This window comes from Methylomonas sp. 11b, from assembly GCF_000515215.1.
In the GTDB taxonomy this organism is placed as follows: domain Bacteria; phylum Pseudomonadota; class Gammaproteobacteria; order Methylococcales; family Methylomonadaceae; genus Methylomonas.
On record NZ_KI911557.1, the window covers coordinates 3,271,538 to 3,297,780 of the forward strand.

At 54.4% G+C, this 26,243-nt stretch carries 20 protein-coding genes; 3 read left to right on the forward strand and 17 right to left on the reverse strand.

Translation table 11 applies throughout. The features are described from left to right. Both METH11B_RS0115770 and METH11B_RS0115775 read right to left on the reverse strand, forming a co-directional pair. Positions 1–1,887: an ATP-binding cassette domain-containing protein gene (locus METH11B_RS0115770; protein WP_026602843.1), complete on the reverse strand. Its 1,887-nt coding sequence runs from the start codon at positions 1,885–1,887 to the stop codon at positions 1–3. Between the two features lie 290 nt (positions 1,888–2,177). Continuing rightward, entirely contained in the window at positions 2,178–4,475 is a 2,298-nt protein-coding gene (locus METH11B_RS0115775) for a PKD domain-containing protein (RefSeq protein WP_026602844.1), read from the reverse strand. Between the two features lie 677 nt (positions 4,476–5,152). Here METH11B_RS0115775 and METH11B_RS0115780 point away from each other — a divergent pair. After that, a complete protein-coding gene (locus tag METH11B_RS0115780) occupies positions 5,153–6,106 on the forward strand; it encodes an IS110 family transposase (RefSeq protein WP_026602845.1) in 954 nt (317 codons plus the stop codon). Between the two features lie 150 nt (positions 6,107–6,256). Here METH11B_RS0115780 and METH11B_RS0115785 read toward each other — a convergent pair whose 3' ends face one another. Genes METH11B_RS0115785 through METH11B_RS0115795 form a run of 3 tightly spaced genes read right to left on the reverse strand, consistent with a single transcriptional unit; the run spans position 6,257 to position 11,960 of the window. Next, positions 6,257–9,388: an efflux RND transporter permease subunit gene (locus METH11B_RS0115785; RefSeq protein WP_026602846.1), complete on the reverse strand. Its 3,132-nt coding sequence runs from the start codon at positions 9,386–9,388 to the stop codon at positions 6,257–6,259. After that, positions 9,385–10,563 carry an efflux RND transporter periplasmic adaptor subunit gene (locus METH11B_RS0115790; protein ID WP_026602847.1) on the reverse strand — a complete coding sequence of 393 codons (1,179 nt, stop codon included), beginning with the start codon at positions 10,561–10,563 and terminating at the stop codon, positions 9,385–9,387. Before METH11B_RS0115790 ends, METH11B_RS0115785 begins: the two co-directional genes overlap by 4 nt. Beyond that, a complete protein-coding gene (locus METH11B_RS0115795; protein WP_026602848.1) occupies positions 10,560–11,960 on the reverse strand; it encodes an efflux transporter outer membrane subunit in 1,401 nt (466 codons plus the stop codon). Before METH11B_RS0115795 ends, METH11B_RS0115790 begins: the two co-directional genes overlap by 4 nt. Before the next feature lie 261 nt (positions 11,961–12,221). Between METH11B_RS0115795 and METH11B_RS0115800 the strand changes: the two genes are divergently transcribed. Further along, the gene (locus METH11B_RS0115800; RefSeq protein ID WP_026602849.1) at positions 12,222–12,965 is read left to right on the forward strand and encodes a methylenetetrahydrofolate reductase; all 744 of its coding nucleotides are present in this window, start codon (positions 12,222–12,224) and stop codon (positions 12,963–12,965) included. A gap of 224 nt (positions 12,966–13,189) precedes the next feature. On the opposite strand, the gene trpC is transcribed toward METH11B_RS0115800, so the two are convergent. From trpC to trpD, 4 genes are all read right to left on the reverse strand, one after another. Next, the gene (gene trpC, locus METH11B_RS0115805) at positions 13,190–13,987 is read right to left on the reverse strand and encodes an indole-3-glycerol phosphate synthase TrpC (RefSeq protein WP_026602850.1); all 798 of its coding nucleotides are present in this window, start codon (positions 13,985–13,987) and stop codon (positions 13,190–13,192) included. 343 nt (positions 13,988–14,330) lie between these two features. Beyond that, on the reverse strand, positions 14,331–14,792 hold the full coding sequence (locus METH11B_RS0115815; protein ID WP_026602851.1) for a GNAT family N-acetyltransferase: 462 nt from the start codon (positions 14,790–14,792) through the stop codon (positions 14,331–14,333). Between the two features lie 427 nt (positions 14,793–15,219). Further along, positions 15,220–15,459, reverse strand: coding sequence for a type II toxin-antitoxin system BrnA family antitoxin (brnA, locus tag METH11B_RS0115825; RefSeq protein ID WP_026602853.1), 240 nt, complete (start codon positions 15,457–15,459; stop codon positions 15,220–15,222). A gap of 26 nt (positions 15,460–15,485) precedes the next feature. Further along, positions 15,486–16,493 (reverse strand): anthranilate phosphoribosyltransferase, encoded by a 1,008-nt coding sequence (gene trpD, locus METH11B_RS0115830; RefSeq protein ID WP_026602854.1) that lies wholly within the window; start codon positions 16,491–16,493, stop codon positions 15,486–15,488. A 448-nt stretch (positions 16,494–16,941) separates the two neighbouring features. On the opposite strand from trpD, the gene METH11B_RS0115835 reads away from it, so the two are divergent. Beyond that, positions 16,942–17,784, forward strand: a complete 843-nt coding sequence (locus METH11B_RS0115835) for a hypothetical protein (protein ID WP_026602855.1) — start codon at positions 16,942–16,944, stop codon at positions 17,782–17,784. 217 nt (positions 17,785–18,001) lie between these two features. On the opposite strand, the gene METH11B_RS0115840 is transcribed toward METH11B_RS0115835, so the two are convergent. The 8 genes from METH11B_RS0115840 to METH11B_RS0115875 all read right to left on the reverse strand — a co-directional run bounded on the left by METH11B_RS0115840 (position 18,002) and on the right by METH11B_RS0115875 (position 26,165). After that, positions 18,002–19,234 carry a TIGR03862 family flavoprotein gene (locus METH11B_RS0115840; RefSeq protein ID WP_081733823.1) on the reverse strand — a complete coding sequence of 411 codons (1,233 nt, stop codon included), beginning with the start codon at positions 19,232–19,234 and terminating at the stop codon, positions 18,002–18,004. A 289-nt stretch (positions 19,235–19,523) separates the two neighbouring features. After that, positions 19,524–19,793, reverse strand: a complete 270-nt coding sequence (locus tag METH11B_RS28670) for a DUF2442 domain-containing protein (RefSeq protein WP_081733824.1) — start codon at positions 19,791–19,793, stop codon at positions 19,524–19,526. After that, positions 19,753–19,926: a DUF4160 domain-containing protein gene (locus tag METH11B_RS28675; protein ID WP_197026970.1), complete on the reverse strand. Its 174-nt coding sequence runs from the start codon at positions 19,924–19,926 to the stop codon at positions 19,753–19,755. The genes METH11B_RS28670 and METH11B_RS28675 overlap by 41 nt, the downstream gene beginning before the upstream one ends. A gap of 62 nt (positions 19,927–19,988) precedes the next feature. Next, positions 19,989–20,579, reverse strand: a complete 591-nt coding sequence (locus METH11B_RS0115855; RefSeq protein ID WP_026602857.1) for an anthranilate synthase component II — start codon at positions 20,577–20,579, stop codon at positions 19,989–19,991. Continuing rightward, on the reverse strand, positions 20,576–22,060 hold the full coding sequence (trpE, locus tag METH11B_RS0115860) for an anthranilate synthase component I (protein ID WP_026602858.1): 1,485 nt from the start codon (positions 22,058–22,060) through the stop codon (positions 20,576–20,578). Before trpE ends, METH11B_RS0115855 begins: the two co-directional genes overlap by 4 nt. 108 nt (positions 22,061–22,168) lie before the next feature. Further along, on the reverse strand, positions 22,169–23,956 hold the full coding sequence (locus METH11B_RS0115865; RefSeq protein ID WP_026602859.1) for a sigma-54-dependent Fis family transcriptional regulator: 1,788 nt from the start codon (positions 23,954–23,956) through the stop codon (positions 22,169–22,171). A gap of 212 nt (positions 23,957–24,168) precedes the next feature. Then, positions 24,169–25,851 (reverse strand): chaperonin GroEL, encoded by a 1,683-nt coding sequence (groEL, locus tag METH11B_RS0115870; RefSeq protein ID WP_026602860.1) that lies wholly within the window; start codon positions 25,849–25,851, stop codon positions 24,169–24,171. Positions 25,852–25,871: 20 nt separating this feature from the next. Beyond that, positions 25,872–26,165, reverse strand: a complete 294-nt coding sequence (locus METH11B_RS0115875) for a hypothetical protein (protein WP_026602861.1) — start codon at positions 26,163–26,165, stop codon at positions 25,872–25,874. Between the last annotated feature and the right edge of the window lie 78 nt (positions 26,166–26,243).

Sequence of the window (26,243 nt, forward strand, 5' to 3'; positions counted from 1 at the left end):
TCACTCCGCTTGTTGTAGGTTTTCCTCCGCTGCCAGCCAATCCATTTCTGCCTGTTCCAGCGCGCTATCGATTTGGCCTTTCCGACTCAGTAACTGCTTTAATTGTTCCTTGTATTCCTCGGCATAAATAGCCGGATCGGCCAATTGTTCTTCAAGATCGCGCTGTTGCTGATGAAACTTTTCTACCGCCGTTTCGGCTTTTTTCACCGCGTCTAACAACGGTTTTAAGCGCTGCCGCCGCTCCGCATCGAGTTTACGCTGATCCTTGCGCGACACCCCGCCGGCATTGTCGTTCGCGACCGGTTCGTCGCCCGCTTTTTTCTGCTCGGCAAGCCATTGCTTGTAATCGTCCAAATCACCGTCGAATGGCTGCATCTTGCCGCCGGCCACCAACAACAGTTGGTCGGTCACCGAGCGCAGTAAATGCCTGTCATGCGACACCACGACCAGAGCACCTTGATATTCCTGCAAGGCCACACTCAGAGCGTGGCGCATTTCCAAATCCAAATGGTTGGTCGGCTCGTCCAACAGCAACAAATTGGGATTTTGATAAACCAACATGGCCAGCACCAAGCGGGCTTTTTCGCCACCGGAAAACGGTCCGACCGGATCGTTGACCTTGTCGCCGCGAAAATCAAAGCCGCCCAGAAAATTGCGCAAATCCTTTTCAGTAGCTTGCTTATCCAACTTTTGCAGATGCCAAAGCGGGCTTTCTTCCAAATTGAGCAATTCCAGTTGATGCTGGGCGAAATAGCCGATATTCAAATCCTGAGCGGTCTGTAGCTTACCAGTCAATGCCGGCATTTGCCCGGAAAGTACTTTGATCAAGCTGGACTTGCCGGCGCCATTGGGCCCGAGCAGGCCGATACGGTCGCCCGGCGCGATCGACAGGCTGGCGTTTTTAATCACCACTTTATCGCCGTAGCCGATGTCGGCTTCTTCGATTTTTAGCAGCGGATTGGGCATTTTTTTCGGCGGCGGAAAACTGAAACCAAACGGCGAATCGACATGGGCCTGCGCGATCAGCTCCATCCGCTCCAAGGCTTTGATACGGCTTTGCGCCTGTCTGGCTTTGGTGGCTTGCGCTTTGAAACGATCAACAAAGCTTTGGATATGGGCAATCTCACGCTGCTGTTTTTCGTAGGCGGTTTGTTGTTGGGCCAGTTTTTCGGCGCGCATGCGTTCGAAGGCGGAATAATTGCCCGTGTATATTTCGGCGCGGTTCTGCTCGATGTGGACGATATGGTCGGTGATGGTATCCAGAAAATCGCGGTCATGGGAAATCAATAACAAAGTGCCGGGATATTTGCTGAGCCAATCCTGCAAATAAATCACCGCATCCAAATCCAGATGGTTGGTGGGTTCGTCCAGCAGTAATAGATCCGAGCGGCACATCAGCGCTTGCGCCAAATTCAACCGCATGCGCCAACCGCCGGAAAAAGAGCTGACCGGCCGGCTTTCCTGCTCAGTGCTGAAACCCAGGCCGTTTAACAAACGTGACGCCCGAGCCTGGGCCGTGTAACCGCCGACATGATCCAAGGCCGCATGTAGCTCCGCCAATTTGATGCCGTCATGCGCTTGCTCGGCCTTATGTAACTTTGCCTGCAACGCACGCAGCTCTCTGTCGCCGTCCAGCACATAGTCGATGGCTGAACATTCCAAAGCAGGCGTTTCCTGAGCAACATGAGCGATTTCCAGATTCGGCGGCATGGAAAAATCACCTTCGTCGGCATTTAATTCGCCGCGAAGTAACGCGAACAGGCTGGATTTGCCAGCGCCATTGGCCCCGGTCAGACCGATTTTTTGGCCTTTATGTATCGTGAAAGAGGCCTCGCTAAACAGCAAACGGTTGCCGCGACGGATGGCGATGTTTTTGAAATTGAGCATGATGGTAAAAAGTTGGCTGAGTGCGACGCCGCACAATAGGGGAATTTTAGCGCGGGAGGGGCTTGCGCGTCTTTTGCAGTTTACGTGGCTACGCAGAGCCGGCGATTTGAAGGCTTGTTGTTGAACCAGGCAACAGAATCTTTTGGGAGAGGAGGGATAAGCAGCCAGGGAATGCAAGCAGACGTGGAAATGTTTGTAAGGCTATCCCGATTCGAATCAATTATCGTCAACCGGGATAACTCCGAAATAAGCCGGGGACGGCCAAGAATCAGCCGCCCCCGAGCATTAATTTACCAGGACAAACTGCGTGAAATGGCACCACTGCCATCGTACAAGTAGCCATTCTTGACGACCTTGGTGACGGTAAACGCGCAGGTACCCTTGCTATTTTTGGGCAGCGGCGCACTGCTCAGGGCAGCCGAGCCTTTTGTGCCGCTAATGGAATAGCTCGCTCCGGTCACATTGGTTTTTGTCGTACCCGAGGCCACCGAACCGCTCCAAGTGCCATAGATGCTGGCACCGATAACTGATGCTGTTCCGGATTTAACGGTAATGTTAGCAACGCATTGCGATTTACCTCCGCTTAACAATTTTCGAGTCATCACGGTACCGGCAACTTTCATATTCATTGCCACGACACTTTGTGCCGCCTGAATACTTTGCGAAGTACTGGTTTTCAAACCGCTGCTATCCGTAACGGTCAGTGTTGCGGTATAGGCACCAGGGGTGTTGTAGATGTGACTGACCGATGCGCCGCTAGTTGCCGCGGAACCGTCGCCGAAATTCCATGCGTATGACGAGATTGAGCCGTTTCTAGCACTGGAGCCGGAACCATTCAGCGTCACATTGAGTGGTGCGTCGCCGACAGTTGGCAGAGCCGTGATGACTGCTGCGGGTGGCACCGCAGCCAAAATGGGGTAATTGCCGGTAATTTGATATTGACCGAGGCTGCCGTAGTCAGAGTAGCCAGTAGTTAAGTCGCCTTTACCGACCCCTTCGATTTTCAGGAAATATTTTCCGGCGTTGAGCGAAACGCTTAAGGATGCCGCCAAGCTGTCCACCGGATTGGCTTGGGCCACGGTATTGCCTTGCGCGTCAATTAACTTTAATAACACATCCAAATTGGGCGCTACTGCATCGGGGGTGACATTGAACTGCGCGCTTCCCCCGCCGGTTGAAAACACGAAAATATCGGCGTCCGTCGTGCGTTCGATGATGCCATTTTGCAAAACAGTGCCGGCGTCGCCTGCCAATGGTGCCGCACTGGCTGTTGTATCGGGGAAGTCATCGGGTCGTACTGGAGCACCCGCAGCATTTATCACCGCAAGATCATCTTGTAGATTGTTAGCGCCCGGATACTCGCCTTTACTCCATTGTGCGACAGGTTTGTAATAACCCACCCCCATGACTGGCGCCCAGCCGGTTGCACCGCTACCGTGGCCGGCATAATAGCCGGTGGAGGCATTGCCATCATGATTGAGGTTCAAGTTATGCCCGACTTCGTGCGATACGGCTTCGGCAACGTATTTGGGATAACCGTTGCCCAGTTTGTCGAAGAATACCCAGGCGGGCCGATAGCGTTCCGGGTAGGCGGCTGAATAATATGAAAACACATTAACGTAAGCCACACCGCCGCAAGTTTGGTTGCAAAGTTGCGGCATGGAACGGGTAACGACTACTCGAGTGCCGTACTGCACATCGCTGGTGCTGGTGCGTCTCAGAGCATCCAAAACGGGTTCCTGCGTGGTAACGTCAACATCGAACGGCGCGTAGTCTTCCGCTACCCGCTGCCAGATCTCGCGAATGTTATTTAATTCCGCGCTGCTGAAAGCGCTTGGGTTGCTGTCGATATCGTAGGCTTGGGCATTAAGCGCAGTCGTACTCCACGCCGTATTCGTTGCTACATGGCCGTTGAAATCCAAATAGATAACGCGATTCGAACCTGGCTTGCTGTGCAGGGCGAACGGGTCGGCCGTTGCCGCGCTTGCCACGCTGCTACCCGTGCTGGTTACCGTGGCGGTTTCTTGTTCGCCTTGCCCCTGAGTAACATTGGTATGTTCGTCGATATAGAGCAGGCGGCCGCTTTCATCGATCCAGGCCGACGCATCGGTGCGCAATATATCTTCCAGGCGCTCGCTGGACATGTCGTAGGCTTTAGCCACATCCCCCAGCTTATCGCCCAATGCGTCGATAGCTGCCTGGCCGTTCTTTTTCTCGGCTAGCGTAATTTGCGGAAATGCCATTTCAGTTTCCGCCTCGGCCAAGTCGGTAATTTTGGCTGACGAACTTTGCGCTTTTGCCCTAACCACGTCGAATGGGTTTTCCATGCCCGACCCATTTAAACCGGAGACGAATGCTTGAACTCGGCCATCGGCAAGCAGGGTCAGCCCGTAGTTATAACCGATCAAAGCGCCTTCGGCTTCTTGTTGCGAAGAAAAGTACAAAGGCTCTGCAGATATGCCGGCGGCTGAGGCGGGTAATTCGGTACTCAAATCATTTTCGATTGTTGCTTTCTGTTCAATCGGTGGTGTGGCGCAACCCACTAAAGTAGTGATGACAGCGGATGCGATGAATGTCTGTTTGTTCATGGTGGACTCCCGTGCATGAAAAGATCACTGTACCCATTCTCAAAATTGGCAGGCACAGGCTAGTAATACTGACGACAAAGTAAAGAACAACGTGCCCAAAAATTCTGAGAACAGAGTGGCTAATTTAAAAAAGAACGGAAAAACTGAGCGGCGCCGACCTTTCCCCAAGGTAATTTATAACAATACCCAATCGCCGCTCCCCAGAAAGCGCGAGCCCTTTGCAATCACATTACTAGATCCGCGCATACACAACGATGACAATTTTTTCAGACCTCCCCAAAGCTATGATGGTAGTAGTTGAAAAGCCCCGTCGCTGCCACCGTACCTTCAGCATAGCACCGGCGTGATTGGATTTCCTTACAACGCGAATCAGCCGCTATTAACCCGGACCTGAATTTATCACTGCTATTCCGTTCGGGCTGAGCTCGTCGGAGCCCAGGCGGGTGCGCACATCGACAGGCTTGTATGGTAAAGGTTAAGAGAATCGGGGAGACTTTGGTTGTCGGGATGGAGGGACATCGACAAGCATCTGCTAAGACAGACCTCACTGAGAAATCATCCCATCGCGTCTTCCAGAGTCGATGAAGAATCTAGCGGTTAGGCCGCCGATTTGTGCACAAGCTTACTCGGCAGACGCACCACCCCGACTCTCTTATTTTTCAACAGGTGGAGGACGTATGACAAGCGAAATGTTGATCGGTATCGATGTAGCAAAAGATGAACTGGTGATAGATTCAGAGCAGGGTTTGTTGACGCTTGCCAATACGGCAGAGGCCATCAATGCCTGGCTGAAGACGTTACCGACCGGGAGTTATATTGGCCTGGAAGCCACCAGCGATTATCATCAACTCATGGCAGAGCAAGCGGTATTGATGGGCATGGTCGTCTATGTGCTGAACCCACGGGATATGCGCCATTATGCCCTGGGTTTGGGCAGACGGGGCAAGACGGATCGAGTGGACGCCCAAATGATCCGGCGATTTATCACCGCTGAACGGGGTCATTTACGTCCCTATCAACCTGCTTCGGCGATGCAGCACCAAGTGGCTTTACTGCAACGGCGCCGTGCGACGGTCGTCAAGCATCGTCAAGCCCTGCAAAAAGCCTTGCGAAGCGTGAAGGAACTTGAAGCGCCACTCATTGATACCGTGGCCGCCTTGGACGGATTGCTCAAGCATATCGATCAGCAACTGGATGACTTATTAACTTTGCAGCCTGCACTGAAAGCCGAGGCCCGACGTCTTGAGAGCATACCGGGTATTGGCCGGCAAACCTCAACACAGCTGGCTGTCTTGTTTGATCGGGTCCCGTTAAGCCGCAGCGATGCCGTAGTAGCCTTTGTCGGGCTGGATCCCCGAGCCTGTGACTCAGGCCAAAAGCGGGGCCGCCGACGCGTATCCAAACGGGGACCGGGTGAACTGAGACGGCTGTTATACAACTGCGCCCAGGCAGCCGCCAAAACGGCTGTGTGGAAACCCTATTACCAAGAGTTAAGAGCCAGAGAGTTCTCGGCAACTCAGGCGCTAGTGATTATCGCCAGAAAATTATTACGCATCGCATTCTCGCTTTGGCAACAAGCCGATGCCCGATTTGACGCTCAGAAAATTGCTTGCCTCAACAATGCAGCTTGACGAAAACCATAGAATCTCAATACCCTCAAGGGCATAAAGGCGAACGGTATTTAAGGGCCGGGTTAATAATTCAGGCAGCGGTGGCAACATCGGTACCTGCGAAAATCCCACTTCCACCAAGGCATCTAGCCAAACTTACAGCTTTGGTTTTCACATCGATGCTGCTTGTCGCCTGGCCCCCAAAATCGCATAACATACCGGCGTCAAAATCAAGCTGGCGGCCATGCCGATCAGCAGGCCGGCCGACAGCGACAAGGTCATCGGAATCAGGAATTGCGCTTGCTGGCTGGTCTCGAGTAGCGTCGGCAAAAAACCGGCAAAGTTAGTCAGAAAGGCCAGCAAAATCGGGCGAAACCGCGCAACACAGGCGGCGCTGATCAGGTGTTCCACCGAGGTATCCTCGTCGCCGTGTTGACGAATATAATCCAGCAGCACCAGGCTGTCGTTCACCACCACGCCGCTGGCGGCGATCATGCCCACCAAGGACTCCATCGACAAGGGCAATCCGGCCGCCCAATGCGCCAGCACTGCGCCGCTCCAGGCCACCGGCGCTGCCAACAGAAAGATCAGCGGTTTGCTGTAAGATTTAAACGGCACCGCGATCAAAGCATAGATCACCAACAGTGCGATCAAGGTGTTTTTGCCGAAGGCCGCCAGCATCGCTTCCTGTTCCTGGCGCTGTTGGCCGATTTGCACATTCAAGCCGGGAAACGCCTGCTCCAGAAGCGGCAAGGCGCCGTTTTCCAGCGCGGCGTAAATACCGTTGACATCGGCCTTGGTCGGATCGACGCGGGCTTGTACCTTCAACACCCGATGCCGGTCTTCGCGGTTCAACCGGGAATAGCCTTGCACCAATTTGATCTCGGCCAGATCGTTTAGCGGCACGCTGCTGCCGTTCGGTAGGCGTACCGGTTGCGCCTTCAGTGTATCCAGCGATTGCCGCTGTTCCAAGGGATAGCGCACCATCACTTTTACTTCCCGGCGACCGCGCAGGAAGCGGTGCACTTCCTCGCCGTAATAACCCTGGCGGACTTGCTCGGCCATTTGTTCCAGGCGCAAGCCCAGGCGTTCGGCTTCCGGCTTCAGCGCCAGCCGCACTTCCGGTTTGCCCGGTTCGGACGAGTCGATCACATCGTAAACGCCGGGAAAGGCTTCCAGTATCTTTTTAAGTTGCTCGGCGGCGGGTTGCAGCAGGCTTGGGTCGCCGGCGCCTAGATTCAACTCGATGTCGTAAGGTACGTCGCCTTCCTTATAAATAAAATCGACCTTGCCGCGGCCGATGTCGCCGATCCGTTGCCGCCAGTCGCGGATGAACTGCTCCACTTTCAAGCGCTTGCGGCCTTCCGCCGAGAACTCCAGCCAGATGCCGGCGCCATGGTCCCAGATCGCGGTTTCCACGCCGACGATGACGCTATCGTCGTTGGCATGGGCGGCGGCAACGCTATCGGCGGCGGGTTGACCGGTTTGCGCGACACCGTCCAGCTCGTCGCGCAAGGCAAACAAGGCTTTTTCCACCTGGGTCGCCAATGCCTGAGTCTCGCTGTACGGCGCACTCTGTGGAAGCTTCATCGATACCCAAAAGCTGTCCTTGGTGACATCGGGATTGACCGATTGCCGCACCCGGTCGCTGAGCACCAACGCCGCACAGATAGTCAGCAGCGCGATGAAGATCGCGACGGTCAAATAGCGCCAGGCCAGCGCGGTTTCCAGTAAAGGCTTATAAACGCGCACGACGAAACGATCCAAGCCCCGATTCATGCGCTCGCGCAAGCGTTGTAAGCGGCTCGGGTTTGCTTTTGAGTCGGTGTCGCCGACCAGATGCGACGGTAGAATCAGCAAGGCTTCGACCAGCGAGAATACCAGCGTCAAGATCATCACCAGGCAAATCGGCCGCATCATCTGTCCGGCCCAGCCGGGCAAAAATAGACCGGGCAAAAACGCCACCAAGACGATCAACACCGACAGACTGACCGGCAGTGCCACTTCCCGCACGCCCTGTATCGTGGCCTGTAATGGCGACTCCTTGCCTTCAATCTGCCTGCTATGCACGCTTTCGCCGATGATGATGGCATCGTCCACCAAAATCCCCATCGCCAACAGAAAGCCGAACAAGGACAGCATGTTCAGGGAAATATCCAGGGCCGGCATCAGCCAGAACGCACCTAGCACCGAGGTAAAAATGCCGACGCCGGCCCACAACGCTACTCGTAACCGTAAGAACAAGGTCAGCACCAGACAGACCAGCACGAAACCGCTCAAACCGTCTTCCAGCAAGGTGCCGATGCGCTCGTCGTAAGCTTGCGAATCGTCCCACCAGGTAATCAGGCGCAGGCCTTCCGGCAATTGTGTGCGCATCTCTTCGACATACGCCTTGACGCGCCGCGCGACCGCGACGCTGTCTTGCTCGGTGTGAATCTCCCAACCCTGCGCGGTCTGGCCGTTGTGATGCCAGGTCCACAAGCGTTCTTCCAGACCATCTTTAATGGTGGCGATTTGATCCAAGCGCACTCGATTGCCGTCCGGCAAGGTCTTGACGATTAAGGCGCCGACCGCGTCGGCATCGCGGGCCCGGCCGCTGACCCGCAGCAATAGCTCGCCGTCCGGATTTTTGATCAGGCCGCCCGGCAGATCTACCGAGGCCCTGCGCACCGCTTGAGCCATTTCGTCCAACGTCAGTTGGTATTTGCGCAATTGTTGCGGCGAGACTTCGATGTCGATTTCGTAGGCCAGCTCGCCGTAATTGCGGGCTTTACTGACGCCGGGTATCGCCGCGAGTTGTTCCTGGATCCGGTCGCCGTAACGCTGCAAGGTGGCAGCATCGGTGGCGCCGTGTAAAGCCAGCCAGATCACGCCGTCGTCGTCCTCGCGGTCGGCCGGCAACACCTGGATTTTTTCCAATTGTTTCGGCAGGCGCGGAATGGCTTGCACCCGGCTTTGCAGCGTCGCCATCATCTGGTTGCGGTCGTGGTCCGGCAGCACCTCCACATCGATCTCGCAGCTACCGCCTCTGATTTCGCCGTGCAGATGTTTGACGCCAGGCACATCGTGGATGGCTTCCTCGATGGGTACGCACACCGATTCCTCGACTTCCGCCGGTCCGGCGCCCGGAAAAACCGCTTCGATCTGAATTTTATGCGGGCTGAAACGCGGAAATACTTCCTTATCGACGCCGAGGATGCCCAGCACACCGCCGGTCAGGATCAATAGCATCAACAGATTGGCGGCGACCGGGTTGCCGGCAAACCAGGCCAATAGGCCTAAACGCTGGTTGGCTGACGTCATTGGGCGGCTTCAGGCTGCGCTTCGACTGCGTTGACTTTCATTCCCGCCACCGGCACCGGCATTTCCGACACCACTACCCGTTCGCCGGCATTTAAACCGGCCTTGACGACGACGCGCTGGGCTTCGTGGCGCAGCACTTGCAGCTGGCGAATTTCCAAACGTTGCTCAGCGTCGACCAGCTTGGCTTGTTGCAAACCGTTCAATGCGGTGCGCGGCAGCGCAAACAGACCGTCGCGGCGCACCCCTTCAATCTCGGCTTGTACGAACAAGCCGCTCAGCAAGGGCGGGCTATCCGAGGTTTCCCGGAACGGCTCGGCGACTTGCGCAACCAGATAGAGCTGACCGCTGTTGTCGTCCAGCGCCGCTTCGCTGCGGACGATGCGGCCTTGCCAGGTTTGCGGTTTGCCGGCCAGATCCGCGCGCAAGGTCACCGCCGGCCAGCGACCGACCTTGCCGTTTTGTCCCAAAGGCAGTTCCAAGAAGGCCAGTTGCTCGGTGCCGATCGGCAGGCGTATTTCGGCGACATCGCTGGCGTAAATTCGCGCCACGGCTGCGCCGGACTGAATATATTGCCCCAATCCGGCTTGCTTGCTCAGTACCCGGCCGGCAAACGGCGCCCGCAATTCGCAGCGGCTGCGATTGAGTTTGGCCTTGGCCAGATCGGCCTCGGCGGCTTTGAGCTTGGCTTGCGCCTCGGCCAATTGCGGCTTGCGCAGCGCCAACGCAGTCGGCTCGCCTTCGCCCAACGCTTGCCATTCGCTATGCGCTTGCTCGACTTGGGCCTGTTCGTTGATCAAGACCCGCTGGGCCTCGGCCAGCTGGGCTTCGGCGGTGACGATGGCGTAATCGTAATCGCGCGGGTCTATGGTCAGCAGCAATTCGTTGGCGGCGAAGAAACCGCCGGCAACCAGGGCCGGATGGACTTGCACCAGCTTGCCGCCGACTTCGGTCACCAAATCGATAGTCTCGCGCGGCGCCACCACGCCTTGCGACATCACGTTCAGCCGCAGGCTTTGCGGTTCGGCGCGGACCACGTTGACCTTGGGAGCAGTCGGTTCGGCGCTCTGCTGAACGGTTTGCGGCTTGGCGGCGATAATCGCCCAAGCCGCGCCGGCCGCCGCCAGCAAGACCAGGATCGGTAACAGAATTTTTAAATTGAGTACTTGCGGATTCAAACGCCACCGCCTAATGCCAGATAGAGATTGATACGATTGTTCAATAATTGCCGTTGCACGGCCAAATGCGCGCTTTGGGCGTTGAGGGTGCTGCGGTAGCTGTCGAGCAAGGTGAGGATTTCGATCAATCCCTGCCGGTAGGAATACACCGCCAGCTTACGGCTGGCTTCGGTTTGCTCGACGGCTTCGCGTAAGGCTTGTTCCTGGGTGCGCAGCCAGGCCTCGGCGGCCAGTGCTTGCTCTACCTCGCGAAAGGCGTTCAAGGCCACGCTTTGGTATTGGTTAAAGGCTTCCTGGACTTTAGCCTCGTTATAACGAATCTCGCCTTGCAGCCGGCCGCCGGTAAACAGCGGCTGCGCCAGGCCGGCGGCCAAATTCCAGGCCGCCGCGCGCGGGTCGATGATCTCGGTCAAGGCCGCGCTGCTGGCGCCGCCGGCACCGGTCAGCGTCACGCGCGGCAGCAAGGCTTTTTCGGCGCTTTCCAATCGGGAATCAGCGGCCCGCAAGCGTTTGAACGCGGCGATGACGTCCGGGCGGCGTTCCAACAGCTCGGCCGGCAAACCGGCGCTCAAGGTTTCCGGCGGCTGCGGTAATCGAAATGTAGCGTCGAATTCTTGCCTGATTGGATCGTTCCCCGGATACCGGCCCAGCAAGGTTTGCAGGCGCTTGCCCAACAATTGCACATCATTACGGGCTTGCGCCAGCTGCGCTTCGGCATTCGCCAGATCGGTCAGCACCAAGCGCAAATCCAGGCCGCGGGTCAACCCCCTGTTGAAACGGCCGCGCACCAGATCGACAATGGTGCCGCGGTCTTTGACCGACTGTGCCGCCACCGTCGCTTGCAATTGGGCTTCACTGAATTCGAAATAGGCTTGGGCAATCCGTGCCGCCAGCGATAATTGCGCGGCGCGATAATCGTCGCCAGTCGCCTCGGCTTCGGTTTCAGCCGCTTGTTGTCCGGCCTTGATCCGGCCCCAGACATCTAGCTCCCAGCTCAGGTTGAACAGCGCCGTAAACGCGCCGTATTCGCTGCTTTCGCCGCCCATATTGGTCTTTGCGCGTTGATAGCCGGGTGTTAACGACAGTTGTGGCCAACGGCCGGAGCCGGCGATAATGGCTTGCTCGCGGGCCGCATCGACACGAGCAGTGGCACTTTTTAAATCGAAGTTATCTCTCAGCCCTTGCTGCACCAAGATCGTTAAATTCTGATCGTTAAACGCTGCCAACCAGCCAGTCGCGGCCGGTTCGGCAAAGTGGCCGTTGCTGCTCCAGTTTTGCGGTGCCTGAAACGCCAAAGCATGTGCATCCCGAGGCGCAGGCGATTCGCAGCCTACGGCCCATAGCGCCGATAGGGCTGAAACAATCCATAACATCGGGCGGCGGGGTTTGGCGAGCATTAGTTCGGGATGGGCGGGAATGGCTAAATAAATCTGATGAATATAGGGAGGCTATTGAGTAAGACGTTCAAGGCGGCTAAATCCCCACCGCAACCGAAAAATAATAGAGGCAATACCCCGCGCGGCAATCGACGGGTAAGCCGCTTAAGCTCGACCAAAGAAGTCGGTCATGTCCGCCGGGATTTGTTTTTACTGCGTTACAATCCATACTTTGCGCATGGCGCTCGTTTCCAGTCAATTCTTTAACTACCCAGCCACACGATGAATATTTCGTTTGAAATCGTCCCTCGCAGCCTAGAGGCCTTCGACCAGCAATACGGCTTTGTACAAACTCTGGACAAAGGTATCAACATCATCAATGTTCCTGATATCCAGCGCTTCGATACCCGCAGCTGGGAATTAGCGACCCGCGTCGATCGAAGCAAATACCGCTTTATTCCGCATTTTCGCGCGATAGATTTCAAAATCGAAAGCGGCGAACTCTACCGCATCATCGAAGACTATGCGCTCGACAGTGTTCTGTTGGTGTCCGGCGATCCGCCGGAGGGGCTGAAGCGGTCGTTTTACAATACCGATGTGGTCGATTTGATTCGGGCTGTGCGTCAGCGTTTCCCAAGCCTGCATATTTATGCCGGCTTCGACCCGCACCGTAGCGGCGTTCAGGACGAATGCGATTACATCCAGCGCAAGGTCGATGCCGGAGCCGGCGGGTTTTTCTCTCAGCCGTTCTATGACAGTCGCATGATCGACATCTACGCCGAACATATGCAAGACCTGGAAACCTACATTGGCATCAGCCCTATCACCAGCAAGGCCTCGATGAATTATTGGGAAGTCAAAAATAAGGTGAAGTTTCCGAAGAGTTTCCAGCCGGATTACGACTGGAACGTCCAATTTGCCAACAGCGTAATCACCTCGGCGGCGGATAATGGCCTGAATGTCTATTTCATGCCGATTCGGATTGATTTGGCGCGGTATTTTGGTGAGATTAAATTGGGCGGGTAATCTCAAACAGGTTACAGACTTGCTTTTGTACTCAGAAACATCCGTTTTCCGCGCGAAAGCGGGGATCCCCACGCTTTTGATGTTCCTGGGTCCCCGTTCTGATAGGCTTTCATCTGGTTAAGCGCCGGTGTAGGGGCGAATTCATTCGCCCTTTTGCCGGTATTGCAGCGCTAGGTCGAATAAATTCGACCCTACAGCAGGTTCGCTGAATAGCTACCGTTTTTCTAAAAAAACAACTCGCGCATTTTTTGTCCCGGCGACTCAGCGCGCATAAACGCTTCGCCGACCAGGAAGGTATAAATGCCGTTGCCTTGCATCAATTTCACATCCGCAGGAGTGTGAATACCGCTTTCGGTGACGATCAATTTGTCGGCTGGGATGGTGTTTTTCAAATCCAGCGTGGTTTGCAACGATACATCAAACGTACGTAGGTTGCGGTTATTGATGCCGATCATATTGGTGTTCAGCTTTAGCGCTCGTTCCAGTTCCTCCGCGTCATGCACTTCGGTCAACACGTCCATGCCCAAGCCCGTGGCGGTGTCGGCCAGTTCTTTTAGCATCGCATCGTCCAACGCGGCAACGATCAGCAAAATACAATCGGCACCTAAGGCGCGCGATTCGTGGATTTGATACGGATCGATCATGAAGTCCTTGCGAATCGCCGGCAGCGGGCAATTTTGCCGCACCATTTGCAGATTGGCTTCCGAGCCCTGGAAAAACTCTTTGTCGGTCAGCACCGACAAACAGGTCGCGCCGCTAAACGCATAATCGACAGCAATTTCCACCGGCTTGAAATTCTCGCGAATGACGCCCTGGCTGGGCGAGGCTTTCTTGATTTCGGCGATGATCGCCGGTTTTTTTTGGTCGGCCTTGCTGCGCAACGCCGAATAAAAGCCGCGTGGGCCTTGCACGGTGCCGGCTAGTTCTTGCAGTAGCGACAGCGGCGTGTTGCTTTTGCGGCGGGCTACTTCTTCGGCTTTTTTGGTTAGGATGGTTTTTAGAATATCTGGTGTATCGGTCATGGTTCTTGTTTAGTTTGTGTCGCTAACGCGACGGTTATTTTAAAGTCGGGTCTCGGCCCGACAGCCGAGATACTTTCTTTTGTTTGGCCAAAAGAAAGTATCCAAAGAAAAAGCCACCCCGATGCCGCTTTGAAACTGCGCGCCGAAGGGTTTGAACGGGGTTTTCGGAAGGGCTATCCCTAGCCCTCCGAAAACGAGCGGCATCCCTGCCGCTCCCCTTCGGGCTGATCCGTCCAAACCCTCCGGTGCTCGGCGCGGCATAGGGGATGAAACCATCCGAGTATGACAACTTAATAGAATGAGAATCGGTAAGTACCCATAGCAAAGCGCTATTGGGCAGATATTAATCATCTAGCCTAAATTTTATATGCTTTTGTTGCCAACAATTTGATATTACGCAACAACTTTCTTGGAAGCCTAACGAGCGAAACAGCTTTATGCTTTTGATATTTTCTGGATCGATTATGGCGGTAATGTTTTTTCTGCCTATGATTTTGAATAGCTCTTGCAAAGCGGGTTTTGCTAACCTATTTCCCCAGTATTTTTTTGAAATAACTATATATATTTCTTTTTCGCCATTGTCATCAAGGTACCCGCAGCGCCCAACAAAAGCGCCTGTTGAAACATCTACAATGGCATATATCCCCTGGCTGTCATACTCTCCAAGGTTTATGTGTATGCGCATTTCCTCTTTAGATTTTCTAGGCAGCCCACCAAGATATTTTCTAACATCTGGATCAAACTCCAACTCAATGTATTCTTCACAATAGGATTTGATGTCCTGGGTAATGAATACTTTGTTCATTATTCTTTTAGGGCCGCGGGTTGTTGGGAACGAAGTGGAGCGCATCGGTCGTTATGATGCACCTCACAACGTCGGCGATCCTTCAATAGAACATTAATCAATTCTTTCAAATTCATACAAAACTTTGGGTAAGCCGATGGGTGTTAATCCCCTATGCCGCGCCGAGCACCGGAGGGTTTGGACGGATTAGCCCGCAGGGGAGCGGCAGGGATGCCGCTCGTTTTCGGAGGGCTAGGGATAGCCCTTCCGAAAACCCCGTTCAAACCCTTCGGCGCGCAGGATACAAGCGGCATGGGGTGGCCTTTTCTTTGGGTACTTTCTTTTGGCCAAGTAAAAGAAAGTACCTCGGCTGTCGGGCCGAGACCCGACTTTAAAATAACCGTCGCGTTAGCGACACAACCCCCAAAGAATATCCTGGGCTACTGATCTACCTCACTTCGTTCGAAGAAACCTTCTCAAGCCTCTCAGCAAGCCAGACTTTGATGATGGATTGTCTGGTCACCCCAAGCTTTCCAGCTTCCCGGTCAAGCGATTCAATCATCCAAGTCGGAAAGTCGACATTGACTCGTTTCTGCTCTTGCAATATTCGCTTGGCCTTGGATGTATCCAACGCGGCGGTAATATCCACATCGTCATCAAACTGCTGTTCAAAGTCTTTAGCTATCATACTGTGTATCTACCTCAATGCCGGAGCTAAGAGTAGTTCACCAATGCCTCAAACTTACCCAACGCACTCCCATCCGCCAACACCTGATGCGCCCGCCGAATCCCGGCATCCAGGGAATCGGCCAAGTCGGCGGCGTAAATCGCCGCGCCGGCGTTCAAGGCCACGATGTCGCGGGCCGGGCCGGTCTGGTTATTCAATACCGCGCGGATGATCGCCAGGCTATCCGCAGCGCAGGTAATCGACAAGGTTTCCAGGCTGGCGCGTGGCAAGCCGAACTGTTCCGGGGTGACGGTGTAACAGTGCACGATACCGTCTATCAACTCCGCAACGTCGGTCGGGGCGGCGATGCTGATTTCATCCAGACCATCGCGCGCGTGGACTACCAGCACATGCTTGCTGCCCAGTTTTTTCAGGACTTCCGCGACCGGCACCAGCCATTGTTTATCGAACACACCGATCAATTGATGCGGCGCATTCGCCGGGTTGGAGAGCGGGCCGATCAGATTGAACAAGGTGCGCACGCCCATTTCCTTGCGCGGGCCCACCGTATGCCGCACCGCGCTATGATGTTTGGCGGCAAACAAAAAGCCGACGCCGATTTCATTTACGCATTGCGCCACTTGTTCGGCGGGCATATCCAGGTTGATGCCGGCGGCTTCCAGCACATCGGCGCTGCCGCAACTGCTGGATACCGACCGATTGCCGTGTTTGGCCACTTTGCCGCCCGCCGCCGCGACCACGAAGGCGGCGGTGGTGGAAATATTAAAGGTATTTGCGCCGTCGCCGCCGGTGCCGCAGGTGTCTATCACGTGTTCGCCATGCACCGGCACCGGCCGGACCAGTTCGCGTAACACACTAACCGCCGCGGCAATTTCTTCGATGGTTTCGCCCTTGCAGCGCAACGCAATCAAGAAGCCGGCGATTTGCGCATCGGTCAGCTCGCCTTGCATCATGGTACGCATTACAGCGCACATTTCCTCGGTGCTGAGGTCTTGTTTATCCAGAAGTTTTTGCAGCGTGGCTTGGATTTGCATGGAGTGGGTAGCCGGTATATTCGTCGAGTCTGGGATGATAACAAACGCCGGCAATTATAGAAAACCTGGAAGACGCTAAATCCCGAGACCGCTTCGGTCGATACGGTCTCGCGAACGTTGCATTTGGCGGGTGAGTATCTCATGCCAAAAAAGCAGACGGTGGGACTGAAATCAGGTGTCTGGGAATCGCTATTGGTAGGTAAAAAAGGCCGTTTTAATCCAAGGTGGTTTTTAAATTTCACGTTTTTTTGACTTTGCGCATTGATTATTCCGTATTGTCTCCATGGCAATTGACGGTGGCTAATTTAGCTGCTAAATGACGCTAAAGACTAGCTTTTCAAGTAAGCGGCGTGATGCTGCTAGCTAGTCTTATCAAGCATGACAATGGCCTTTGGCCGTTTGGTGATGCGCTAAAAACCTGTTCCCGTTAATCAATGGAGAAACGACCATGAAACACCTTTTTAAGCCGATTCGGCGACCTTGCATTAAGACTTACCTGTTTAGTTTACTGGTGCTACCTCTTTGCGTCGTGCAATCCGCTGGGGCGGCCACGATTTCCGCGAGCGCGGCCATCGACTGGAGTACCTTTAAAATTACAGCTATCGATATCGGGAATGGCCTGCCGACCTTGACCTGGAGTAACCAGGGCGACAACAGCCAAGTCAATTATGGTTACTACTATAATGCTTACGACAGCGTGGCAAATTGGAGCGCCGGGACTATGGCCACTGAAGGAGTATCCACATCAAGCTATAGCAAGTCTGCTTCCAGCTCCACATCGATTAGCGAAATAAAATCCAATGCTTTAATCGACGGGTCCTTTCCATATAGCTTATCCGCTAGTAGCAACAGCCAACGGTCCGGCAATTTCACCGTGCAAGGTAGCGGGCTTTTACTTTTTGAGGCGAATTACAGTTTGACGGAAGACGTGGGTACGTCGAGCAACGCTTCGGCAAGTTCCAACATTAGCTTCAATTTGAGTTATTACAATGGCGGGAATTCCGGGTCGGTTAACCAAAATATCAACCGTTATATTTCAAACGGCTCCGCGCCCGTTGCGGAAACCGATGTCTTGTCTGTCGCTTTGGTCTTTAAAGACGGCTGGACCGGAAATTTTTCCGCGAATACCAGCGCATCTGTTTCCGGTTATGACTACGGCAGCGGGGGCGGCGGAAGCGTACCTTTACCGGGCGCTTTCTGGCTATTCGGCAGCGCATTGGTCACAGCCGCCTCACTGCGGTCGGCTAATACTATCCGCATGATGAAATCATTTGCAAAAGTCGCGAGCTAAGCAAGATGTTTGGGGGTAGCTTCCGTCTACCCCTTTTTTTCGAATTGTACTGGCCTAATGATCACCTCGGCGGGCATTTTGTCCTACCGTCATTTGACTTTCGTATTTGCCGGTTGGCATCCTTGATCCGGTTATTTAGCAGGCGTTTATTTTTCAAAAAGCCGAGCGATTCAAGCGGACGGACTCGGTCAACAGCCACCGCGAAAACTCCTGCATCTCATTGTTGCTGTAGCCAAGCTAAGGCTCCTAAGCCTGCCGTGCGACCGGTGGCCAAGCAGGCGGTGAGCAGATAACCACCCGTCGGCGCTTCCCAATCCACCATCTCGCCCGCTACAAATACACCGGGAAACTTTCGAAGCATCAGGCGTTGGTCCAGTTCATTGAAACAGACGCCGCCGGCACTACTGATCGCTTCTGCAATAGGCCGGGTAGCCGTTAGCGTGATAGGCAACGCTTTCAAGGTTTTGGCAAGTTTGCTCGGATCGTCCATTTCGGCGGCAGACAAGACTTCGCGCAGTAAAGCAGCTTTGGCGCCGCTAATACCCAAACGTTTGCGCAGATGATTGCCCAAGCTGTCCTTGCCGCGCGGCTTGCCCAGACGATCTATGATGTTTGCCAAACTGCGATCCGGCAGTAAATCCAACTGTATCAACGCCGAACCGCTGGCGGCTATTTCATCACGCAGCGGCGCGGACAGCGCATAAATCAAGCCGCCTTCCAAACCGTACTCGGCTATCGTCAGTTCGCCTTGCTGGTTGAATGTCTCGCCGTTCTGATTTGTGAATAAGATGCTAACCGGCTTGAGCGGCTGGCCGGCAAAACGTTCGCGAAAATAGTCACTCCAGGCAATTTCAAAACCGCAGTTGACCGGCTTTAGCGGTTCAACGGCGATGCCGCGCTGCGCTAGCATTGATTGCCAAACACCCGTCGAACCCAGTTGCGGCCAACTGCCGCCGCCCAAAGCTAAAATAACCGCATCGGCCTGGACAATCCGCTCGCCGTCCGGCGTATCGAAGCGTAGTTCATTTTTCGTCCATCCCAGCCAGCGATGGCGCATGCGGAACTGTACGCCGTTGGAACGCAGGCGGTGCAGCCACGCTCGTAACAACGGCGCGGCTTTCATTTCGTTGGGAAACACCCGGCCGGATGTGCCGACAAAGGTTTCGATACCCAAGCCTTGTACCCAGGCTCGCAAAGCGTCCGGCGCAAACTCGTTAAGCAACGGTTCCAGTTCGGCGCGCCTCGCACCGTAGCGGGACAAAAACCTCTCGAACGATTCAGAATGGGTAATATTCATGCCGCCCTTGCCAGCCATCAAAAACTTGCGCCCGGCCGAGGGCATCGCATCGTAAACGGTGACGTTGAGCCCGGCTTGGCTCAATACTTCGGCGGCCATCAGACCTGCAGGACCAGCGCCGATGATGGCGACAGAGTGGTTAAAGGAAGTCAATGCGTGGCGAGGCTAAAGTTTCATGTTCTAACCAGCCTTTCCTTGCCAATATATGCCCAGGAGCGCTCCGACACCGACTAAGCTCACGCAATATCCCGATGTAAAAGGTTCGATAGAATATGAAAGAAAAAACGCCAAGCCGATGGAGATTAGAACGCACAATACAAATCGCCAATGTATTGCTCCCCAAATCAAGGAAAAGAGCTCATCCATGTTTTACGAAGTAGTGCCTTGATAGTTTGAATGAACGGTCGATACGGATTGCAAATCGAGATGTCATGCAGTTAATTTAGGACTGACTACTGGCTTGCAATGGAAATCTCTCCGGATGTTTGATCATCTCCACAGTCAAGTCGATATCCATTTCTGGCCAGTAAAAATGATTGGGTGAAGGCTCTTCAACACGGAGAATGGCATTGATAGGCTGATTTTTAAACCACGGAAAGTCATCATAAGACATGAATAACTCTTCGGTCCGAGTCAGCAACCATACGCCGTGACTGGATATGTGTGTCACTTCAGCCGGGGAAATGTTGTTGCCAAGCGCTAATGAGTTCATCGTAATGTTTCTCCACTAAAGATTCGATTTCTTTTAGCTGCTTTCTGGAATATCGATAGTTTTTTGCCAGCTCAATTTCCGGTTTAAGCCAAAATTTGGCCTCGCCGTCTTCGGAAACGATGTGCACGTGCATTCTAGGTTCTTCCCTTGAGAAGAAAAAGAAGCGGTAGCCCGCTTCTTTAAAGACCGTCGGAGTCATCGCGCCAAAAAATTCCGCAACATATCATGCCCATGTTCGGTCAGAATCGACTCTGGGTGGAATTGCACGCCTTCTATATCCAGGGTTTTATGCCTTACGCCCATGATTTCGTCGATATTTCCGGCTTCGTCCTGGGTCCAGGCTGTCACTTCCAGACAATCCGGCAAGCTGGTTTGTTCTATCACTAGCGAGTGGTAGCGGGTGGCGGTGAACGGGTTGCTCAGGCCTTTGAATACGCCGGCATCCTTGTGATAAACCGGCGAGGTCTTGCCGTGCATGATCTGCTTAGCGTGGATGATGTTGCCGCCGAACGCGTAACCAATGCTTTGGTGTCCCAGGCAGACGCCCAGAATCGGATATTTGCCGGCGTAGCGGTGGATGGTTTCCACGGAAATACCGGCTTCTTTGGGTGTGCAGGGGCCGGGGGAAATCACGATCTTGTCCGGGCGCAGCCCTTCGATGTCATCCACCGTCACTTCGTCGTTGCGCACCACCACCACCTCGGCACCCAATTCGCCGAAATATTGCACCAGGTTGTAGGTGAACGAATCGTAATTGTCGACCATCACCAATCTGACGCCGCTCATGCTTTGCCTCCGAGGCCGGCTTCGGCCATGCTGACGGCGCGGAACACCGCGCGGCCTTTGTTCATTGTTTCATCCCATTCGCTGCGCGGCACGGAATCGTAAACGATGCCGGCGCCGGCTTGAATGTGTAAGGTTTGATCTTTAATCACCGCCGTGCGGATGGCGATGGCGGTATCCAGATTGCCGGACCAGGAGATGTAACCGACTGCGCCGGAATAAATGCCGCGCTTGACCGGCTCCAGTTCGTCGATAATTTCCATCGCCCGAATTTTCGGCGCACCGCTGACGGTGCCGGCTGGGAAGGTGGCAGCCAGTACGTCGAAGGCGTTTTTGCCCTCCTGCAATTCGCCGGTGACGTTGGAAACGATGTGCATGACGTGCGAATAACGCTCGACGATCATCTTGTCGGTGAGTTTGACGCTACCGATTTTCGCTACCCGGCCGGTGTCGTTGCGGCCCAGGTCGATCAGCATCAAATGCTCGGCAATTTCTTTCGGATCGGCCAAAAGGTCTTTTTCCAGTTCCAAGTCCTGTTCGTGAGTCTCGCCCCGACGGCGGGTACCGGCAATCGGTCTGACAGTGATTTCATTGTCTTCCAGGCGCACCAGAATTTCCGGTGAGGAACCGACGATATGAAAATCGGCCAGGTTCAGATAAAACATATACGGCGACGGATTCAGGCAGCGCAAAGCCCGGTACAAATCCAGCGGCGAGGCGCTGAACGGAATCGACATGCGCTGCGACAATACCACCTGCATGCAATCGCCGTCGGTGATGTATTGCTTGGCTTTTCGCACCGCGTCTTCATAGCCTTGCTGGGTAAAGCCGGAGACAAAATCGTGTTCGTGCACGTGTTTAACGGCCGGATGCGCTTGCGGATTGGCTTGCAGTTCGCGCAGTTTTACCACCAGTTCGTCGAGTCTGGCTTTGGCGTTCTCGTAGGCATTGGCCTGCGACGGATCGGCATGGGTCAGCAACAGCATTTTGCCGGATAGGTTGTCGAACACCAGCAAGTCTTGCGACACCATCAACAGTATATCCGGCGCGCCGATAGGGTCGGGTTTGCCGCTGGGTTGTAGGCGCGGTTCGATGTAGCCGATGGTTTCGTAACCGAAATAACCGACCAGGCCACCATTGAAACGCGGCAAACCCGGCACGTCCGGCACGTTGTAGTTTTGCCGAAATTCTTCTATCCATTCCAACGGCTGCGGGTGTTCAAAAGTTTGCGTGTCCTGGCCGTCTTTTTCGACCGTGATGCTATGGCCGCTGATTTTAATGCGGGTTTTGCAAGGTAAGCCGATGATCGAATACCGTCCCCACTGTTCGCCGCCGTGCACGGACTCGAACAAATAGGAATAAGGGCCGTCGGCCAGCTTTAAATATGCGCTGAGCGGCGTATCCAGATCGGCCAGCACTTCGCGGCAGATCGGGATGCGGTTATAGCCTTGTTGGGCGTATGCGGTAAATTCGGCGGGTGTCATTATTATTCTCTTGAAGCAACCGGTTGTGCGACTCGCGATTGTAACGCACAACGCGCCCAGCAGCGACCCGCGCGGCTTAAAACTATGCGCGGCGAATTAGCGCAAGGTTTAGCCGACCTTGGAATGCTCCCGCCAATCGATTTTATCCAGACCGAAGCGCTCGATTTTCCGGTACAGCGTAGTACGAGTTATCCCCAGGTTTTTCGCCGCCAAGGAAATATTGCCCGCACACTCCCGCAGGCTGGCTTTGATACCGTGCAGTTCCCAGTCTTCCAGCGTCATCGCGCGGCCCGGAGCCGCCGGTATCGGGTAGGTTAGCGTGTTGTCCGAGGTTTTATTGTCGATACCCGGCAGCACCTTACCGAGTTCTTCGACAAAATCCAACGGCAAATCCTGCCGGGTAATCAGCGTGTCGCCGGCGGTGTATAGCGTCGCCCTGATGACGTTGATCAGCTGCCGAATATTGCCCGGCCACGGGTGTTGCTCGATCAAGGCAATGACGCTGGGGCAAATACTGATTGCCTGCGGGTTGGGCAGATTGGCCAGTTCGCGCTGCAAGATGTGATGAATGATGCCCAACTTGTCGTCGCGCTCGCGCAAGGGCGGCAGATGAATTTGTGCGCCATTCAAACGATAATACAAATCGCGGCGGAAACGGCCGGCTTCGACTGCTTCCAACAAGGGTACGTTGGTAGCCGCGACGATTTGCACATCCACCTTGATCGGTTTGCTGCCGCCGACTGGCGTGAATTCCGAGGTTTCCAGCACTCTGAGCAAAGTCGATTGCAAATCCAGACTCATGTCGCCGATTTCGTCCAGAAACAGAATACCTTTGTCGGCTAACAGAAACTTCCCCGGTTTGCCGGCACTCCGCGCGCCGGTAAAACTGCCGGCTTCGTAACCGAACAGTTCGCTTTCGATTAAGTCATGCGGAATCGACGCGCAGTTGATCGCAATCAAAGGCTGATTCTTTCGCGGTCCGGCGTGTTTCAGCAGATTGACGAAATGATCCTTGCCCACGCCGGATTCGCCGGTAATCAGCATGGGAATCTTATGGCGTTGCAGTTTCACAGCTTTATCCACCAAGGCCGTCAATTGTTCGGACATCGCTGATTCGTATTGGCTGGGCGGCCTTTTGGCCGGTTTGAACGGGATTTTTTCCAACACCCGCGCTTGCGCAACCGGACTTTGGGTTAAGGGCAGATTGGTATTCAGCAATACGCACAACAAATGTAGGAACGCGAACAACGAGTTCATGCTTTCCTGTCTATCGCTGATCAAGCCGATCACGGCTTGTACGTTGTCGTCCTCATCCAGCAAGGGGTAACCGACCGTAGTGAAGGGGTGTAACAGACTGACAAAATGCTCCATGCCCTGAAAGGCGATCGGTTTTTTCAGTTGCGCGGCGGTGCCGATGCCGTTATTACCCAACACCGCTTCGCTCCAGCGGCTGTGCTTTTCGTACAAACTCAGCATGAAAGGGCTGGCAAACGGATTTTCGCCCAACACTTGTAACAGGCGCCCGTCGGCATCGGTCAATACCAACATGACGCCGGCTTCCTTCAAAAACACGTCGAATTGATGCCCCAAATGCCGGAGCATTTCTGAAATATCGTGAGCGGCGCGGTGGATAAGCGGCTCCGAATCGGTGATCAAACGCCAATGATCCCAGCGTGCGTAATTGCCCAAAGGCAATTGGTATTCTTCCAGACAGCGGCGCCAGGATTCCGAAACCTCCGGGCGTACCCAGTCCGCATGATCGGGTACGCAACGGCTTTGTGCCATCCAGCGCCAGGCCTGTATCGGTCGGTCAACTTCAAACGCTAGTGAGGTTTTGAACGCGCAGGCTTCTTTGATGATTTTAACGTTGTGGGGCAAGTGCAAGGCAATATCCATTTTTCCTCTTGTATTTTGGTGCGCCAAATTAGTATCGGCACAAAACAAAAATATAAAAAACAGAGGTTTAGCTGCTTTTTACGGCGATGTCGTCCAAAATAACAAAATCAAAAAAAGAGGCAATGCGACATAACGTCACATTGCCTTACTCCATTGCAGAATAATGGATAGCTCTAACTTTCGGATAGAGGAGGTTGAGGTAGGAATAACAATTACATACGGGGATCTTCGCGAGTGGCGGCGGCCCATTCCGGCGAATAGCCGGCCATGATGGATAAATCCGGCACATTCATGATTACCGTCTCGCTGCTGATCAAGGTAGCCACCACGCTCACTGCATTGCGCAAGGTCATGCGTACCACTTTCACGGGATCGATAATCCCAATCTCCAGAAAATGTCCGTAGTTCAAAAGCTGCATATCCACGGCAAATGCCGGGTCATCCTGGCTGGCTAAGCGCGTCAGGATGTCTTCGCTATTAAGGCAGCAATTACTCAACAATTGGCGCAGGGGCGCGCCCAGCGCCTGCTTGACGATGGCGATGCCTTGCTGCTGCTCGGCGTTTTCGGCAATCACTTCGTCCAACACCGCCATGCAACGCCACAAACCCACACCGCCGCCAGGTAAAACACCTTCTTGCAGCGCTGCCTTGGCGGACAAATAAGCATTTTCGATCCGCACCAGACGCTCTTTGATTTCCACGTCGGTGATACCGCCGACACTGAATGTGCCGGTCTTGCCCGATAACATCGAGATGCGTTCTTCCAGTTCTTCGGCTTCGTGCGAATTTCCCGTGGCTGAACCTTCGCCGGGTTTGCGGGCACGAACCCGCGCCAACTCGCGCCGGAGCGCCGCTATGCGTGTATTGACCAGTTCGCGCGAACCAGTCGCGCCGATGATCGTCGTATTGCCTTCTGATATGACCGCGCGCTGCGCCTGACCCAGTTGCGCCAGCGTCGCGTCTTCCAGGCGCATGGCATGCGCTTCCAAAATGGCGGTGCCGCCCGTCAACAAGGCCAAATCGCTTAGACGATTGATACGCTTGTCGCCAAAGCCGGGCGGCTTGACCGCCACCACTTTGAAGATACCGCGCACATGATTCAGCAATAACCCGGTTAAAGCCTTTTCAGCCACGGCCTCGGCGATCACCAATAACGGCCGGCCTTCCGCGGCCACTTCTTCCAGAGTGGGTACCAGATCCATAAAGTCGCTGATTTCCCGGTCGTACAACAGAATGTAGGGCCTCTCCAAAACCGCTTCGGCGCGGGTTTTATCGGTGATGAAATAGGGCGATAAAAATCCCTGCTCGTAATAGATACCTTCCACTATCTCCAGCTGGTCTTCCCGGCCATTGCCCAGCTGAAAGGTCAATGTGCCCGCTTCGCCAAGCTCGGCCAAAGCCTGTTTCAACAACTTGCCGACACCGGCTTCGCCTTTAGTAGCGACCAGGGTGATTTTTTCGACCCAGTCATCCGTGCTGTCGGTGACAGCGGTTTTTTGCAAATGCTGCTCCACCAAGATCAGCGCCAACTCCATGCCTTTTTGCAACTGCATGGGATGAAAGCCGGCCGCGACGCTTTTCAACGCTTCGACCGCCAGGCTTTGTGCCAAAACAATTGCTGTGGTAGTACCGTCGCCTACTTCTCTGGACACCGCGCCGGCGACATCCCGCAACATGCGAGCGCCCAAATCGGCAATCCGATCTTCCATGACGATGGCATTGGCAACCGTAACGCCATCTCGGGTAAAGATGGGCATGATGCCGTCGGTTCGATGTTGAATCATCACCGCGGGGCCGGCGCTACCCAGCGTAACGCTCGCTGCTCGCGCCACCGCATTGATGCCTTGCAGCAGACGCTGGCGAGCTTCCGGGTTGTAAATAACGTGTTTACTCATTTCTGGGATGTCTCAATCGGTTAGAGGTGCGAATTTAATTTCATCAAGGTTTGCCCCACCTGGGCACGGGTTTGACGGGCACGTTGTGCATTGGCCCAGGTACGAATCAGGATTTTGTCCCAGTAATCCAAGCTGCGTTTAAAGTCCACCTCTTCTTCACCAGTGAATTCCTGATTCCAGAACTCCCTTAATTCCTGAACTCTGGCATCGCCTAATTTTTCAAAAATCTCCTGCTCTTCTATCAGCAGTTTTCTGATCGTTTCGTCCAGTTGCACAGCCATACCAACCAGAAACTCTACATCGTCGGCTTTCATAGTCGCCTCAGCGTGGTTGCGCGTTTTTTCGGCAGGGAAAAAAGGCTGATTTGGATCAGCAAACAGGATTACCGAGCG

Coding starts and splice junctions, on each gene's coding strand:
- trpC (WP_026602850.1), bottom strand. CDS start 13,987: ATGACCGATACACCAGATATTCTAAAAACCATCCTAACCAAAAAAGCC.
- groEL (WP_026602860.1), bottom strand. CDS start 25,851: ATGAGTAAACACGTTATTTACAACCCGGAAGCTCGCCAGCGTCTGCTG.
- METH11B_RS0115785 (WP_026602846.1), bottom strand. CDS start 9,388: ATGACGTCAGCCAACCAGCGTTTAGGCCTATTGGCCTGGTTTGCCGGC.
- METH11B_RS0115795 (WP_026602848.1), bottom strand. CDS start 11,960: ATGCTCGCCAAACCCCGCCGCCCGATGTTATGGATTGTTTCAGCCCTA.
- brnA (WP_026602853.1), bottom strand. CDS start 15,459: ATGATAGCTAAAGACTTTGAACAGCAGTTTGATGACGATGTGGATATT.
- METH11B_RS28670 (WP_081733824.1), bottom strand. CDS start 19,793: ATGAACTCATTAGCGCTTGGCAACAACATTTCCCCGGCTGAAGTGACA.
- METH11B_RS0115780 (WP_026602845.1), top strand. CDS start 5,153: ATGACAAGCGAAATGTTGATCGGTATCGATGTAGCAAAAGATGAACTG.
- trpD (WP_026602854.1), bottom strand. CDS start 16,493: ATGCAAATCCAAGCCACGCTGCAAAAACTTCTGGATAAACAAGACCTC.
- METH11B_RS0115875 (WP_026602861.1), bottom strand. CDS start 26,165: ATGAAAGCCGACGATGTAGAGTTTCTGGTTGGTATGGCTGTGCAACTG.
- METH11B_RS0115835 (WP_026602855.1), top strand. CDS start 16,942: ATGAAACACCTTTTTAAGCCGATTCGGCGACCTTGCATTAAGACTTAC.
- METH11B_RS0115800 (WP_026602849.1), top strand. CDS start 12,222: ATGAATATTTCGTTTGAAATCGTCCCTCGCAGCCTAGAGGCCTTCGAC.
- METH11B_RS28675 (WP_197026970.1), bottom strand. CDS start 19,926: ATGCACGTGCACATCGTTTCCGAAGACGGCGAGGCCAAATTTTGGCTT.
- METH11B_RS0115865 (WP_026602859.1), bottom strand. CDS start 23,956: ATGGATATTGCCTTGCACTTGCCCCACAACGTTAAAATCATCAAAGAA.
- METH11B_RS0115815 (WP_026602851.1), bottom strand. CDS start 14,792: ATGAACAAAGTATTCATTACCCAGGACATCAAATCCTATTGTGAAGAA.
- METH11B_RS0115770 (WP_026602843.1), bottom strand. CDS start 1,887: ATGCTCAATTTCAAAAACATCGCCATCCGTCGCGGCAACCGTTTGCTG.
- METH11B_RS0115775 (WP_026602844.1), bottom strand. CDS start 4,475: ATGAACAAACAGACATTCATCGCATCCGCTGTCATCACTACTTTAGTG.
- METH11B_RS0115855 (WP_026602857.1), bottom strand. CDS start 20,579: ATGAGCGGCGTCAGATTGGTGATGGTCGACAATTACGATTCGTTCACC.
- trpE (WP_026602858.1), bottom strand. CDS start 22,060: ATGACACCCGCCGAATTTACCGCATACGCCCAACAAGGCTATAACCGC.